Below are 15,012 nucleotides of genomic sequence, written 5' to 3'. Positions count from 1 at the left end.
GCAACACCAAGTCCGAAGACGAAGTGCTGCGTCGTGAAATGCGTCAGATGGAAGGTGGCTGGGCGTCGACCTATCTGATCGACCAGTCCAAGACCCGTCTGGAACGTCTGGGCTTCTTCAAGGAGGTCAACGTCGAGACGCCGGCTGTGCCGGGTGTCGATGACCAGGTCGACGTCAACTACAGTGTGGAAGAGCAAGCTTCCGGTTCGATTACCGCCAGCGTCGGTTTCGCCCAGAGCGCGGGCCTGATCCTCGGTGGTTCGATCACCCAGAACAACTTCCTCGGTACCGGTAACAAGGTCAGCATCGGCTTGACCCGCAGCGAATACCAGAGCCGCTATAACTTCGGTTATGTCGACCCCTACTGGACTGCTGATGGTGTAAGCCTGGGTTACAACGCTTTCTATCGCACCACCGACTACGACGACCTCGACGTCGACGTGGCCAGCTACTCCGTAGATAGCCTGGGCGCGGGCGTCAGCGTCGGCTACCCGATCAGCGAGACTTCGCGTCTGACCTTCGGTCTGACGGCTCAACAGGACGAAATCAAGACTGGTGTCTACACCGTTGACGAGATCTTCGACTTCGTTGAGCAGGAAGGCGACAAGTACCTGAACTTCAAGGCTTCGGCCGGTTGGTCCGAGTCCACGTTGAACAAAGGCGTACTGGCGACACGTGGCCATTCCCAGAGCCTGGTACTGGAAACCACAACACCGGGCAGCGATCTGTCGTTCTTCAAGCTCGACTACCGTGGCCAACTGTTCCAGCCATTGAGCGAGAACTACACCATGCGCCTGCATACCGAACTGGGTTATGGCGATGGTTACGGTTCGACCGACGGCTTGCCATTCTATGAAAACTACTATGCTGGTGGTTTCAACTCGGTTCGTGGCTTCAAGGACAGCACTTTGGGTCCTCGCAGTACCCCGAGCCGCGGTCAGGCCATTACCGGTAACGCTGGCACTCAATTTGACCCGGACCAGGACCCGCTGCCGTTTGGTGGTAATGTCCTGATCCAGGGCGGTGTGGAAGTTCTGTTCCCGCTGCCGTTCGTCAAGGATCAGCGTTCCCTGCGCACTTCGGTATTCTGGGATGTCGGTAACGTATTCGATTCGTCCTGCTCGGATACCACAAACGCGGATGGCACGAAGTCCAATACCAAGTGCAACGATATCAGCCTGAGTAATTTGGCCAGTTCCGTTGGTGTAGGTGTGACATGGGTCACCGCACTGGGTCCTTTGAGTTTCGCGTTGGCCATGCCAGTCAAGAAACCGGATGAGGCTGAAACTCAAGTGTTCCAATTCTCCCTCGGTCAGACGTTCTAAGCGTCTGCCCCAAGATAACGACAATGGATTTTGTAGGAGTGCATCGTGCGTAAGTTGACTCAATTGGTTCTCCTGGCTTCCGTACTGGTAGCAGGCCCGGCATTTGCCGACATGAAAATCGCCGTTCTGAACTATCAGATGGCCCTGCTGGAATCCGATGCGGCGAAGAAGTACGCCGTGGATGCCGAGAAAAAGTTCGGTCCCCAGCTGAGCAAGCTCAAAACTCTGGAAAGCAGCGCCAAGGGTATTCAGGATCGTCTGATGGCCGGTGGCGACAAAATGCAGCAAGGCGAGCGTGAGCGTCTGGAGCTTGAATTCAAGCAAAAGGCTCGTGACTTCCAGTTCCAGTCCAAGGAGCTGAACGAAGCCAAGGCTGTTGCCGACCGTGAAATGCTGAAGCAGCTCAAGCCGAAACTCGATAGCGCAGTGGAAGAAGTCATCAAGAAAGGTGCTTTTGACCTGGTCTTCGAGCGTGGCGCCGTGATTGATGTCAAGCCTCAGTACGACATCACGCGCCAGGTTATCGAGCGCATGAATCAGCTGAAGTAATCCATGACCGCGACTATTAAGCTCGGCCAATTGGCCGAGTTCCTCGGCGCCACACTGCGTGGCGACCCGGAGAAAGAAATCACTGGGCTAGCCACTTTGCAGGAGGCTGGCCCAACTCAGTTGAGCTTTCTCGCAAACCCCCAGTACCGTAAATACCTGGCAGGCAGCCAGGCTGCAGCGCTGTTGCTGAAAGCCGCCGACGCCGAAGGGTTTTCCGGTAATGCACTGGTGGTGCCTGATCCGTATGCAGCCTACGCGCGTATTTCGCACTTGTTCGACCCCAAGCCCAAGGCTGCAACCGGTATTCATCCGACAGCGGTGATTGCGGCGGATGCGGTGGTTGACCCGGCGGCGAGTATCGGTGCATTTGCCGTGATCGAAAGCGGCGCGCAAATTGCTGCCGGTACCACCGTTGGCGCGCACTGCTTTATTGGTGCTCGTAGCGTGATCGACGAAGGGGGCTGGCTGGCTCCGCGCGTGACCTTGTATCACGACGTGCGCATCGGCAAGCGGGTAGTGATTCAGTCTGGTGCCGTACTCGGTGGTGAAGGCTTCGGTTTTGCCAACGAAAAAGGCATTTGGCAGAAAATCGCCCAGATTGGTGGCGTCCTGATCGGCGATGACGTGGAAATCGGCGTAAATACCGCTATCGACCGTGGCGCGCTGGCCGATACCATCATTGGTAACGGGGTAAAGCTCGACAACCAGATTCAGATCGCCCACAACGTTCAGGTCGGTGATCACACCGCGATGGCCGCCTGTGTGGGGATTTCCGGCAGCACCAAGATCGGCAAGCACTGCATGCTTGCCGGTGGCGTAGGGCTGGTGGGGCATATCGATATTTGCGACAACGTATTCATCACCGGCATGACCATGGTGACCCACTCGATCACCGAGCCGGGCGCCTATTCATCCGGTACGGCGATGCAGCCAGCAGCCGAATGGCGCAAAAGCGCGGCACGCCTGCGTCAGCTCGATGACATCGCGCGACGTTTGCGACAGCTGGAAAAGCAAGCAGGGGAAGTGACCCCTGGCGGTAATGCTTCATCAGATGGCTGATACCATTTCCATATCAAGTGTACACAGCCGCTAGACTGCGTCCTTGATTTGCTAGAGGAGTGTGCGTCAATCGCGCGCTCCCAATCTTTACATAGGCTTCCCCCCGAAATGATGGACATCAACGAGATTCGCGAATACCTGCCTCACCGTTACCCGTTCCTGCTGGTGGACCGGGTCGTGGATCTGGATGTGGAAGGCAAGCGCATTCGCGCCTACAAGAATGTCAGCATCAACGAACCTTTCTTCAACGGTCACTTCCCTGCGCATCCAATCATGCCGGGCGTTCTGATCATCGAAGCGATGGCTCAGGCTGCCGGGATCCTTGGTTTCAAAATGCTCGACGTGAAGCCGGCCGATGGCACGCTTTACTACTTCGTCGGTTCCGACAAGCTGCGTTTCCGCCAGCCTGTGCTGCCGGGTGATCAGTTGATCCTCGAAGCCAAGTTCCTGAGCTGCAAGCGTCAGATCTGGAAATTCGAATGCCAGGCTTCGGTCGACGGCAAGCCGGTCTGCTCGGCTGAAATCATCTGTGCGGAACGCAAACTATGAGTTTGATTGACCCTCGCGCAATCATCGATCCGACGGCTGTTCTGGCCGACGGTGTCGAGGTCGGCCCTTGGTCGATCGTCGGCGCAGGTGTGGAAATCGGCGAGGGGACAGTGATCGGGCCGCACGTGATTCTCAAAGGCCCGACCCGAATCGGCAAGCACAACCGCATCTACCAGTTTTCTTCGGTAGGTGAGGACACGCCTGATCTGAAATACAAAGGCGAAGAAACCCGTCTGGTGATCGGTGACCACAACGTCATCCGCGAAGGCGTGACGATTCACCGTGGGACCATTCAGGATCGTTCGGAAACCACCCTGGGCGATCACAACCTGATCATGGCCTATGCACATATCGGTCACGACAGCGTCATCGGCAACCATTGCATTCTGGTCAACAACACCGCGCTGGCTGGCCACGTGCACGTTGAAGACTGGGCAATCCTGTCCGGATTTACCCTGGTCCACCAGTATTGCCACATTGGCGCCCACAGCTTTTCCGGCATGGGCACGGCCATCGGCAAGGACGTTCCAGCGTATGTCACGGTATTCGGCAACCCGGCCGAAGCTCGCAGCATGAACTTCGAAGGCATGCGCCGTCGCGGTTTCAGCGAAGACGCAATCCATGCGCTGCGTCGGGCCTACAAGGTGGTTTACCGCCAGGGACTGACGGTTGAGCAGGCGCTCGCCGAACTGGCCGAGCCTTCGATCCAGTTCCCGGAAGTCGCGGTGTTCCGAGATTCCATCCAGTCGTCTACCCGCGGCATCACCCGCTAACCATGGCCAATCTGCGTATTGCGCTGGTAGCGGGTGAGGCTTCCGGTGACATTCTTGGCGCGGGTCTGATGCGTGCGCTCAAGGCTCGTCACCCGGCGGTCGAGTTCATCGGTGTGGGTGGTCCACTGATGCAGGCCGAAGGCCTGACCTCGTATTTCCCGATGGAACGCCTTTCGGTGATGGGGCTGGTGGAAGTCCTGGGTCGGTTGCGCGAGTTGCTGGCACGTCGCAAGAAGCTGGTCACCGACTTGATCGCTGCGAAGCCGGACGTGTTCATCGGTATCGATGCGCCGGACTTCAACCTCAATATCGAACTCAAATTGCGTCAGGCCGGGATCAAGACCGTGCACTACGTCAGCCCGTCGGTATGGGCCTGGCGACAGAAGCGGGTGCTGAAGATTCGCGAAGGCTGCGATCTGATGCTCACGCTGTTTCCGTTTGAGGCCAAATTCTATGAAGAGAAGGGCGTGCCGGTGCGGTTCGTCGGGCACACCTTGGCCGATGCCATTCCGCTCGAAGCCGACCGCGCTGCTGCGCGGGCCGAGCTTGGCTTGCCTGACGGGCCGTTGGTTGCCCTGATGCCCGGCAGTCGTGGCGGCGAAGTGGGGCGTCTTGGTGCGTTGTTTCTGGACACGGCACAACGCCTGAGGGCGCTGCGCCCTGGCGTACGCTTCGTCGTACCTTGCGCCAATCCCCAGCGCCGGGCGCAACTTGAAGAACTGTTGGCGGGTCGTGACTTGCCGCTGACCTTGCTCGATGGCAAGTCGCATCTGGCCCTGGCCGCCTGCGATGCGGTATTGATCGCTTCCGGAACCGCGACCCTTGAAGCCTTGCTGTACAAGCGGCCGATGGTGGTGGCTTACCGCCTGGCACCGCTGACGTTCTGGATTCTCAAGCGCATGGTGAAAAGCCCCTACGTTTCCCTGCCGAACCTGCTGGCCCAGCGTTTGCTGGTGCCCGAGCTGCTGCAGGACGACGCGACCGTCGAAGCCCTGGCCCAGACCTTGTCGCCGCTGATCGAGGATGGCGAAGAGCAGACCCGTGGTTTCGATGAGATTCACCGGACCCTTCGTCTGGATGCCTCCAACCAGGCGGCGGATGCCGTGCTCAACCTGATCGGCGAAGTACAATGAGTAAGAAAAGCATGCAGATGGGGCTGGATTTCTCCTTGGTCGCGGAAGCTGAAGAACTGGTAGCCGGTGTCGACGAAGTCGGCCGAGGCCCGCTCTGTGGTGCGGTGGTCACGGCTGCCGTGATTCTCGATCCGAATCGGCCGATCCTCGGCCTGAACGACTCGAAGAAACTCACCGAAGCCCGGCGCGAGAAGCTTTACGATGAGATCTGCGAAAAAGCCTTGAGCTGGTGCATCGCTCGCGCTGAAGTCGAAGAAATCGATGAGCTGAATATTCTGCACGCCACCATGCTGGCCATGCAGCGTGCCGTCGCCGGGCTGCATATCCAGCCGAAACTGGCGATGATCGATGGCAACCGCTGCCCGAAACTGCCGATGCGCGCCGAAGCGGTGGTACAGGGTGACGGCAAGGTGCCGGCCATCGCGGCAGCGTCGATTCTGGCCAAGGTCAGCCGCGACCGGGAAATGAGTGCATTCGAGTTGATCTATCCGGGTTATGGCATCGGCGGCCACAAAGGCTACCCGACACCCGTTCATCTGGAAGCGCTGGCACGCTTGGGGCCTACGCCTATTCACCGGCGTTCGTTCGCTCCGGTGCGTCTGGCGTATGAGGCGTTGGAAATCGTCATAGAGAGCTAGTCGCAAGGCTGATTTTTTTTACCAAGGCCCGGTACAATCCGGGCCTTGTTGTTTTCATGTTCACAGACAGGATCACTATGCCGGCTTCATTCGTTCACCTACGCCTGCACACTGAATACTCCCTGGTCGACGGTCTGGTGCGGATCAAACCGCTGGTCAAGACCCTGGTCGGCATGAACATGCCCGCCGTTGCGGTCACCGACCAGAACAACATGTGTTCCCTGGTCAAATTCTATAAAAACGCCATGGGTGCCGGGATCAAGCCGATCTGCGGCGCCGACCTGTGGCTGTCGAACAAGGATCCGGACAACGCTCTGAGCCGGATCAGCCTGCTGGTGATGAACGCCGTGGGCTATCGCAACCTGACCGAGTTGATCTCCCGTGGCTTTATCGAGGGACAGCGCAATGGCTCGGTCATTGTCGAGCGTGAGTGGGTAGCCGAGGCCAGCGAAGGCCTGATCATGCTGTCGGCGGCTAAGGAAGGCGAAATCGGCCAGGCCATGCTCAGTGGCAACCCCGACGAAGCTGAAGCCCTGGCGCGGGAGTGGATGGCGGTATTCCCGGATCGCTTCTATCTGGAAATCCAGCGCACCAATCGGCCGAATGACGAAGAGCAACTGCACGGCGCCGTCGCCCTGGCCGAGAAGATCGGTGCGCCACTGGTGGCGACCAACGATGTGCGCTTTATCAAGCAGGAAGACTTCGCTGCCCACGAAACCCGCGTCTGTATCGGTGAGGGCCGCGCCCTGGACGATCCGCGGCGCTCGAAGAACTACAGCGATCAGCAATACCTCAAAAGCGCCGAGGAAATGGCCGAGCTGTTCAGCGACCTTCCCGAAGCGCTGGAAAACACCGTCGAGATCGCCAAGCGCTGCAATATCGAAGTGAAGCTGGGCACGCACTTCCTGCCCAACTTCCCGATCCCCGATGGCATGACCATCGATGAGTATTTCCGCAAGGTGTCCTTCGATGGTCTGGAGGAACGGCTCGCCGTCCTGCTGCCCAAGGACACCACCGAAGACTACGAAGCCAAACGCCAGGTCTATGTCGATCGGCTGAATTTCGAGCTGGATATCATCATCCAGATGGGGTTCCCCGGTTACTTCCTGATCGTGATGGACTTTATCCAGTGGGCCAAGAACAACGGCGTGCCGGTAGGGCCTGGCCGGGGGTCGGGTGCCGGGTCGCTGGTGGCCTACGTGCAGAAGATCACCGACCTCGACCCACTGGAATATGACCTGCTGTTCGAACGTTTCCTTAACCCGGAACGGGTTTCCATGCCCGACTTCGACGTCGACTTCTGCATGGACGGTCGCGACCGGGTGATCGACTACGTGGCCGAGAAATACGGCCGCAACGCGGTAAGCCAGATCATCACCTTCGGTTCCATGGCCGCCAAGGCTGTGGTCCGTGACGTGGCGCGGGTGCAGGGCAAATCCTACGGCCTGGCGGATCGCCTGTCGAAGATGATTCCGTTCGAAGTCGGCATGACCCTGGAAAAAGCCTACGAGCAGGAAGAGATCCTGCGCGACTTCATCAAGGTCGATGAAGAAGCGGCGGAAATCTGGGAGATGGCGCGCAAGCTCGAAGGCGTTGTGCGTAACGTCGGCAAGCACGCCGGTGGTGTGGTAATCGCGCCGACCAAACTGACCGACTTTTCGCCGATCTATTGCGACGAGGCCGGTGACGGCCTGGTGACCCAGTTCGACAAGGACGACGTGGAAGCCGCCGGCCTGGTGAAGTTCGACTTCCTCGGCCTGCGGACCCTGACGATCATCGACTGGGCGTTGAAAACCATCAACCGCGACCGCGCCAAGGTCAACGAACCGCCGCTGGATATCGCGTTCATCCCGCTGGACGACAAGCCGACCTACACGCTGCTGCAAAAAGCCGAAACCACGGCCGTGTTCCAGCTTGAATCGCGCGGCATGAAAGAGCTGATCAAAAAGCTCAAGCCCGACTGCCTGGAAGACTTGATTGCACTGGTAGCGTTGTTCCGTCCTGGCCCGCTGCAATCGGGCATGGTGGACGACTTCATCAACCGTAAACACGGTCGCGCCGAACTGGCGTACCCGCATTCGGACTACCAGTACGAAGGCCTGAAGCCGGTATTGGCGCCGACTTACGGCATCATCCTGTATCAGGAACAGGTGATGCAGATCGCCCAGGTCATGGCCGGCTACACCCTCGGCGGCGCGGACATGCTGCGTCGAGCCATGGGTAAGAAAAAGCCCGAGGAAATGGCCAAGCAGCGTGGCGGCTTCATTGAAGGTTGTGCGACCAACAACATCGATGCGGACCTCGCCGGTAACATTTTCGACCTGGTAGAAAAATTCGCCGGTTACGGCTTCAACAAATCCCACTCCGCCGCCTACGGCCTGGTGTCGTACCAGACCGCGTGGCTGAAAGCGCATTACCCGGCTCCATTCATGGCCGCGGTACTTTCGGCGGACATGCACAACACCGACAAGGTCGTGACCTTGATCGAAGAAGTGCGCACGATGAAGCTGCGCCTCGATGCGCCGGATGTGAACACCTCGGAGTTCAAGTTCACGGTGAACGACGAAGGCCGGATCATTTACGGTCTCGGCGCGATCAAGGGTGTGGGTGAAGGCCCGGTGGAGGCGATTACCGAAGCGCGTCAGCACGGCCCGTTCAAGGACCTGTTCGACTTCTGCGCCCGGGTTGACCTCAAGCGCATCAACAAGCGTACCCTCGACGGCTTGATTCGCAGCGGTGCGCTGGATCGTCTTGGCCCGTATTTCCATGATGAACAGAAAGCCTATCAGGCCAATATCGACCGCAATCGTGCGGTGCTGTTGACGGCCATGGAAGAAGCGATCAAGGCCGCCGAGCAAACCGCACGCACTCAGGACAGCGGTCACTCCGACCTGTTTGGCGGTCTGTTTGTCGAGGCAGACGCTGATGTCTACGCCAACCATCGCAAGGCCAAGGAGCTGACTCTCAAGGAACGCCTGAAAGGGGAGAAAGACACCCTCGGCCTGTATCTGACCGGCCACCCGATCGACGAATACGAAGGTGAAATCCGCCGTTTCGCCCGCCAGCGCATCATCGATCTGAAACCGGCGCGCGACACCCAGACCGTCGCCGGGATGATCATCGCCTTGCGGGTGATGAAAAACAAAAAGGGCGACAAGATGGGCTTCATCACCCTCGACGACCGCTCCGGCCGGATTGAAGCCTCGCTGTTTTCCGAGGCGTTCCATGCTGCACAGTCGCTGTTGCAGACCGACGCGATGGTGGTGGTCGAAGGCGAGGTCAGTAACGACGACTTCTCCGGTGGCCTGAAGCTGCGGGTCAAGCGGGTGATGAGCATGGAAGATGCGCGCACCAACCTGGCCGAGAGCCTGCGTTTGAAACTGCACGCCAAGGATCTCAAGGGCGATCAGCTACGCTGGCTGGGTGAGCTGCTCAAACGTCACCGCGGCGCGTGCCCGATCACCATGGACTACACCAGTCCCGATGCGAAGGCCTTGCTGCAGTTCGGCGAAGGCTGGCGAATCGATCCGGCGGATGCGTTGATTCAAGCCCTGCGTGACCAGTTCGGGCGAGACAACGTCTTCCTCCAATACCGTTGACCGGCAGGTAATATCAGAACGCCTGCCCGCAACCTGAATTTTTAATCTCGACCTCAGCGCGCCTCTCCCTTAAGGTAGGGCGCGAATAGACAACCGGCCGGCCCAAGATCACTTGGGACTCGACCCAAGACGGACGCCTATGAACCCGAATTTTCTAGATTTCGAACAGCCGATCGCCGACCTGCAAGCCAAGATCGAAGAGTTGCGCTTGGTCGGTAATGACAATTCGCTGAATATCGGCGATGAGATCTCCCGCCTGCAGGACAAGAGCAAGACGCTGACCGAAGATATCTTTGGCAAGCTGACCAGCTGGCAGATCGCTCGTCTGGCGCGTCACCCGAAACGTCCTTACACCCTGGACTACATCGAACACATCTTCACCGAGTTCGACGAGTTGCACGGTGACCGGCACTTCTCCGACGACGCTGCCATCGTCGGCGGTATCGCTCGTCTGGACGACCAGCCGGTGATGATCATCGGCCACCAGAAAGGCCGTGAAGTGCGCGAGAAGGTTCGCCGCAACTTCGGTATGCCGCGTCCGGAAGGCTACCGCAAGGCTTGCCGCCTGATGGAGATGGCCGAACGCTTCAAGATGCCGATCCTGACCTTCATCGACACCCCGGGTGCCTACCCGGGCATCGACGCTGAAGAGCGCAACCAGAGCGAAGCGATCGCCTGGAACCTGCGCGTCATGGCGCGCCTGAAAACCCCGATCATCGCTACCGTCATCGGTGAAGGTGGTTCTGGCGGTGCGCTGGCCATCGGCGTGTGCGATCAACTGAACATGCTGCAGTACTCGACCTACGCGGTGATCTCGCCGGAAGGTTGCGCTTCGATTCTTTGGAAAACCGCCGAGAAAGCGCCGGATGCCGCCGAAGCGATGGGCATCACTGCCGAGCGTCTCAAAGGCCTGGGCATCGTCGACAAGGTGATTGGCGAACCTCTGGGTGGCGCCCACCGTGATCCGGCCGCTGCGGCTGCTTCGATCCGTGCCGAGCTGAGCTCGCAACTGGCAATGCTCAAGAAGCTTGATCACAAGGCGCTGCTCGACCGTCGTTACGAGCGCCTGATGAGCTACGGTCTGTAATCAGATCACGCTGTACCCATGTGGGAGCGAGCCTGCTCGCGATAAGGGTTTAACATTCAACAAATCTGTTGGCTGTTCTACCGCTATCGCGAGCAGGCTCGCTCCCACATTTGATTTGTGCAAAGGGACATATATGGATCGGCCCGGAATTGATTTGCCTTCCAGACTCTTGCTGAATCTGAAGCGCTGGCGCAACGCCTCCGCTTGGCGCATCGCCTTCTCTGGTGGTCTCGACTCCACCGTTTTGTTGCACCTTCTCGTACACCTCGCAAAAACCGAATCCCTGCCGGCGCTAAGCGCCATTCATGTTCATCACGGCCTTCAAGCTGTGGCTGATGCGTGGCCGGAGCATTGTCGGTCGGTTTGTGATGCCTTGGGTGTGCCACTACACGTCGTGCACGTACAGGTGCAACCCGGCGCCAGCCTGGAGCGTGCGGCCCGGGAGGCGCGCTATGCCGCCTTCAACCAGATCACTCAAGCCAATGAAATACTGCTGACCGCGCAACACCGCGATGATCAGGCGGAAACCCTGTTGTTCCGGTTGTTGCGTGGGGCAGGGGTGAGAGGGTTGTCGGGAATGCCGCGCCAGCGTGTATTGGGCAAGGGCCATCTACTGCGGCCATTGCTCGATGTCACGAGGGCCGAGCTGGAAGCCTATGCCAGCGAAAACCATTTGAGCTGGATCGAGGATCCTTCCAATCAGGATCGGCAGTACTCGCGCAACTACCTGCGCCATCAGGTGTTCCCGGTGCTGTCGGAGCGCTGGCCGCAAGCGATGGCGACCATGGCCCGCAGTGCCGCGCATCTGAGCGAGGCGCAGGGGTTACTCGATGATCTTGCGCAAATCGACTTGAGCCAGGCGATCACGCCAAGTGATTTCGATTGGCTGGGCTTGCCGTCTCTGGAGCTGGTAGCGCTGGAAAAACTATCCGCTGCCCGGCAACGCAACGCGCTCAGTCACTGGCTTGAGCCGCGGACAAGCTTGCCCGACAGTGACCATTGGTCGGGTTGGGACAATTTGCGTGATGCAGCGCACGATGCCCGACCGATCTGGCGCCTGGCAGATGGCGAATTGCATCGGGCGGGTGGGCGCCTGTGGTGGTTGTCGGGCATCTGGTTGAGGCCGGTGCCCGATGCCGGAAACTGGCCGCAACCCGCGCTGCCGTTGGCATTGCCCGGCAACGGCGTGCTCACGCTGACGGGGCAATTGCCCGATGGCCCTTTGCAGATCCGCTATCGTGAAGGTGGCGAAATCATGGAATTGCCGCACCGCGGTCATCGCGATCTCAAGCGTTTGTTCAATGAGCGGGGTGTGCCGCAGTTCGTGCGCGGCAGATTGCCGCTGCTGTTCAAGGGCGAGCAATTGCTGGCGGTGGCGAACCTTCAGGGCCTGGAGGGTGGCAAGGCAGGAGAATGGAAATTGCATTGGCAGCCGCCGATCGAAGATCAAGGTTTGAGCTGAAAGGGGCTTTCCGGTAGACTACGCTCCCTTCTTGATACAACTTCTGTGGATTCGCCTGAATTGCAGGAGTTGCCGATTACCAAGCAGTCTTTGCTGGGCGATTCCAAAAAATGTGTAGCGAGCAACGTACCGGTGTTTCATCTTCCGGTCTGTCCCAACGCGGCGGTTTTTTTGAAAGGTGCACTGTGATTAATGCAGGTGATCGGGGGCTTCGGCCTTCCTTCGCTTTCCCCGGCGGCTCGGACCGCTTTAACGCAGACTTCTAGGGTTTTTCATGACGCGCTACATATTCGTCACGGGCGGTGTTGTTTCTTCATTGGGGAAAGGCATTGCATCGGCATCATTGGCGGCCATCCTGGAGGCGCGGGGACTTAAGGTCACCATGCTGAAGCTGGACCCGTACATCAACGTCGACCCGGGCACCATGAGCCCGTTCCAGCACGGTGAAGTGTTCGTCACCCACGACGGCGCCGAGACCGACCTGGACCTGGGCCACTACGAGCGGTTCATCCGCACGACCATGACCCAGAACAACAACTTCACCACCGGCCGTGTCTACGAGCACGTGCTGCGCAAAGAGCGCCGTGGTGACTACCTGGGTGCAACCATCCAGGTGATTCCGCACATCACCGACGAAATCAAGCGCCGCATCATCAAGGGTGCAGGCGATGCCGACGTGGCAATGGTTGAGATCGGTGGCACCGTGGGTGACATCGAATCCCAACCGTTCCTCGAAGCCATCCGCCAGTTGCGTTTCGAAGTCGGCGCCAAGCGCGCGATGCTGATGCACCTGACACTGGTGCCGTACATCGCCACTGCCGGCGAAACCAAGACCAAGCCAACCCAGCACTCGGTCAAGGAACTGCGCTCCATCGGCCTGCAGCCTGACGTGCTGGTCTGCCGCTCCGATCACCCGATCGATGTCTCTTCCCGTCGCAAGATCGCGCAATTCACCAACGTTGAAGAACGTGCGGTGATCGCGCTGGAAGACGCCGACACCATCTACAAGATCCCGGGCATCCTGCACTCCCAGGGCCTGGACGATTTCGTCGTCGAGCGTTTCGGTCTGCAATGCGGCGGTGCCGATCTGTCCGAGTGGGAAGCCGTGGTCGACGCCAAGCTCAACCCTGAGCACGAAGTCACCATCGCCATGGTCGGCAAGTACATGGAGCTGCTCGATGCCTACAAGTCGCTGATCGAAGCGATGAGTCACGCCGGTATCAGCAACCGTACCAAGGTCAACCTGCGCTACATCGATTCCGAAGACATCGAAAACCAGGGCACCGCGCTGCTCGAAGGCGTCGACGCCATCCTGGTTCCGGGCGGCTTCGGTCTGCGTGGCGTGGAAGGCAAGATCACTGCCGTTCAATACGCTCGTGAAAACAAGGTTCCGTACCTGGGCATCTGCCTGGGCATGCAAGTGGCGGTGATCGAGTTCGCTCGTAACGTCATGGGCTGGAAAGACGCCAACTCCACCGAGTTCGATCGTGCAAGCGGTCACCCGGTCGTGGGTCTGATCACCGAGTGGGAAGACGCCACTGGCGCCGTCGAAACCCGTACCGAAGCTTCCGACCTGGGCGGCACCATGCGCCTCGGTGCGCAGGATTGCCTGCTGGAGCCGGGTTCGCTGGTTCACGGTTGCTACGGCAAGGACGTGATCGTCGAGCGTCATCGTCATCGCTATGAAGTGAACAACAACCTGCTGCCGCAAATCATCGAAGCCGGCCTGAAAATCTCCGGTCGTTCCGGTGATGGCGCGCTGGTTGAAGTGGTTGAAGCACCGGATCATCCATGGTTCGTGGCTTGCCAGTTCCACCCGGAGTTCACCTCGACACCACGCGACGGTCACCCGTTGTTCAGCGGTTTCGTCAAGGCAGCGTTGGCTCAACACCAGAAGAAGGCGTAAACCGATGGCGCAGAAGATCATCCGCGTAGGCGATATCGAGATTGCCAACGACAAGCCAATGGTGCTTTTTGGTGGCATGAACGTGCTGGAAAGCCGCGACATGGCGATGCAGGTCTGTGAAGAGTACGTAAAGGTTACCCAGAAACTGGGTATCCCTTACGTGTTCAAGGCCAGCTTCGACAAGGCCAACCGTTCCTCCGTGACCTCTTACCGTGGCCCCGGCCTGGAAGAGGGCATGCGGATTTTCCAGGACATCAAGCAAGCCTTCGGCGTGCCGATCATCACCGACGTCCACGAGCCTGAGCAGGCCGCGGTCGTCGCTGAAGTCTGCGACATCATCCAGTTGCCGGCCTTCCTGTCGCGCCAGACCGACCTGGTGGTCGCAATGGCCAAAACGGGCGCCGTGATCAATATCAAGAAAGCCCAATTCCTCGCGCCACAGGAAATGAAACATATCCTGAACAAGTGCGTCGAAGCCGGTAACGATCAGTTGATCCTCTGCGAGCGTGGTTCGAGCTTCGGCTACAACAACCTGGTCGTCGACATGCTCGGCTTCGGCATCATGAAGCAGTTCGAGTACCCGGTGTTCTTCGACGTGACCCACGCGCTGCAAATGCCCGGTGGTCGCGCCGACTCCGCCGGCGGCCGTCGTGCCCAGGTCCTCGACCTGGCGAAAGCCGGCATGAGCCAGTCCCTGGCCGGCCTGTTCCTGGAAGCCCACCCGGACCCGGACAACGCCAAATGCGACGGCCCTTGTGCCTTGCGTCTGGACAAACTGGAGCCATTCCTGGCCCAGCTCAAAGCTCTGGACGAACTGGTTAAGAGTTTTCCGACGGTAGAAACCGCGTAATACTCATTTCTCCGGTAAAGTACCGCACGAATTAACGCTCAGGCCCTCGGGCCTGAGCCTTATCGTCCGCAAGACTGCCCGC

Annotated in this window: 12 protein-coding genes; all 12 read left to right on the top strand. The window is 59.0% G+C overall.

From position 1 onward, the window contains the following. On the top strand, positions 1 to 1,325 hold a 1,325-nt coding region (gene bamA / locus D8U18_RS26880; protein ID WP_131109047.1), incomplete at its 5' end, for an outer membrane protein assembly factor BamA. Between the two features lie 45 nt (positions 1,326 to 1,370). After that, complete coding sequence (locus tag D8U18_RS26875) at positions 1,371 to 1,874, top strand: OmpH family outer membrane protein (protein WP_008057318.1); 504 nt, start codon at positions 1,371 to 1,373, stop codon at positions 1,872 to 1,874. 3 nt (positions 1,875 to 1,877) lie between these two features. Further along, complete coding sequence (lpxD, locus tag D8U18_RS26870) at positions 1,878 to 2,933, top strand: UDP-3-O-(3-hydroxymyristoyl)glucosamine N-acyltransferase (RefSeq protein WP_130906373.1); 1,056 nt, start codon at positions 1,878 to 1,880, stop codon at positions 2,931 to 2,933. Positions 2,934 to 3,041: 108 nt separating this feature from the next. Then, positions 3,042 to 3,482 (top strand): 3-hydroxyacyl-ACP dehydratase FabZ, encoded by a 441-nt coding sequence (fabZ, locus tag D8U18_RS26865; protein ID WP_007907157.1) that lies wholly within the window; start codon positions 3,042 to 3,044, stop codon positions 3,480 to 3,482. Then, a complete protein-coding gene (gene lpxA / locus D8U18_RS26860) occupies positions 3,479 to 4,255 on the top strand; it encodes an acyl-ACP--UDP-N-acetylglucosamine O-acyltransferase (RefSeq protein WP_056856241.1) in 777 nt (258 codons plus the stop codon). The genes fabZ and lpxA overlap by 4 nt, the downstream gene beginning before the upstream one ends. Positions 4,256 to 4,257: 2 nt before the next feature. Next, the gene (gene lpxB, locus D8U18_RS26855; RefSeq protein WP_131109045.1) at positions 4,258 to 5,388 is read left to right on the top strand and encodes a lipid-A-disaccharide synthase; all 1,131 of its coding nucleotides are present in this window, start codon (positions 4,258 to 4,260) and stop codon (positions 5,386 to 5,388) included. A gap of 11 nt (positions 5,389 to 5,399) precedes the next feature. Further along, the gene (rnhB, locus tag D8U18_RS26850) at positions 5,400 to 6,026 is read left to right on the top strand and encodes a ribonuclease HII (protein WP_131109049.1); all 627 of its coding nucleotides are present in this window, start codon (positions 5,400 to 5,402) and stop codon (positions 6,024 to 6,026) included. Between the two features lie 77 nt (positions 6,027 to 6,103). Continuing rightward, positions 6,104 to 9,625, top strand: a complete 3,522-nt coding sequence (gene dnaE / locus D8U18_RS26845; protein WP_056856238.1) for a DNA polymerase III subunit alpha — start codon at positions 6,104 to 6,106, stop codon at positions 9,623 to 9,625. A gap of 139 nt (positions 9,626 to 9,764) precedes the next feature. Then, entirely contained in the window at positions 9,765 to 10,712 is a 948-nt protein-coding gene (locus tag D8U18_RS26840; RefSeq protein ID WP_056856237.1) for an acetyl-CoA carboxylase carboxyltransferase subunit alpha, read from the top strand. A 133-nt stretch (positions 10,713 to 10,845) separates the two neighbouring features. Beyond that, positions 10,846 to 12,174, top strand: a complete 1,329-nt coding sequence (gene tilS / locus D8U18_RS26835; RefSeq protein ID WP_131109043.1) for a tRNA lysidine(34) synthetase TilS — start codon at positions 10,846 to 10,848, stop codon at positions 12,172 to 12,174. A gap of 274 nt (positions 12,175 to 12,448) precedes the next feature. Continuing rightward, complete coding sequence (locus D8U18_RS26830; RefSeq protein WP_056856235.1) at positions 12,449 to 14,080, top strand: CTP synthase; 1,632 nt, start codon at positions 12,449 to 12,451, stop codon at positions 14,078 to 14,080. Between the two features lie 4 nt (positions 14,081 to 14,084). Further along, on the top strand, positions 14,085 to 14,930 hold the full coding sequence (gene kdsA, locus D8U18_RS26825; RefSeq protein WP_008057333.1) for a 3-deoxy-8-phosphooctulonate synthase: 846 nt from the start codon (positions 14,085 to 14,087) through the stop codon (positions 14,928 to 14,930). The last annotated feature ends 82 nt before the right edge of the window (positions 14,931 to 15,012 follow it).

It is taken from the genome of Pseudomonas sp. Sample_10 (assembly GCF_004321495.1).
GTDB lineage: Bacteria > Pseudomonadota > Gammaproteobacteria > Pseudomonadales > Pseudomonadaceae > Aquipseudomonas.
Note: the sequence above shows the minus strand (reverse complement) of the source record. Positions and strands in the feature narration are given on the sequence as shown.

Coding starts and splice junctions, on each gene's coding strand:
- lpxD (WP_130906373.1), top strand. CDS start 1,878: ATGACCGCGACTATTAAGCTCGGCCAATTGGCCGAGTTCCTCGGCGCC.
- fabZ (WP_007907157.1), top strand. CDS start 3,042: ATGATGGACATCAACGAGATTCGCGAATACCTGCCTCACCGTTACCCG.
- lpxA (WP_056856241.1), top strand. CDS start 3,479: ATGAGTTTGATTGACCCTCGCGCAATCATCGATCCGACGGCTGTTCTG.
- lpxB (WP_131109045.1), top strand. CDS start 4,258: ATGGCCAATCTGCGTATTGCGCTGGTAGCGGGTGAGGCTTCCGGTGAC.
- rnhB (WP_131109049.1), top strand. CDS start 5,400: ATGCAGATGGGGCTGGATTTCTCCTTGGTCGCGGAAGCTGAAGAACTG.
- dnaE (WP_056856238.1), top strand. CDS start 6,104: ATGCCGGCTTCATTCGTTCACCTACGCCTGCACACTGAATACTCCCTG.
- D8U18_RS26840 (WP_056856237.1), top strand. CDS start 9,765: ATGAACCCGAATTTTCTAGATTTCGAACAGCCGATCGCCGACCTGCAA.
- tilS (WP_131109043.1), top strand. CDS start 10,846: ATGGATCGGCCCGGAATTGATTTGCCTTCCAGACTCTTGCTGAATCTG.
- D8U18_RS26830 (WP_056856235.1), top strand. CDS start 12,449: ATGACGCGCTACATATTCGTCACGGGCGGTGTTGTTTCTTCATTGGGG.
- kdsA (WP_008057333.1), top strand. CDS start 14,085: ATGGCGCAGAAGATCATCCGCGTAGGCGATATCGAGATTGCCAACGAC.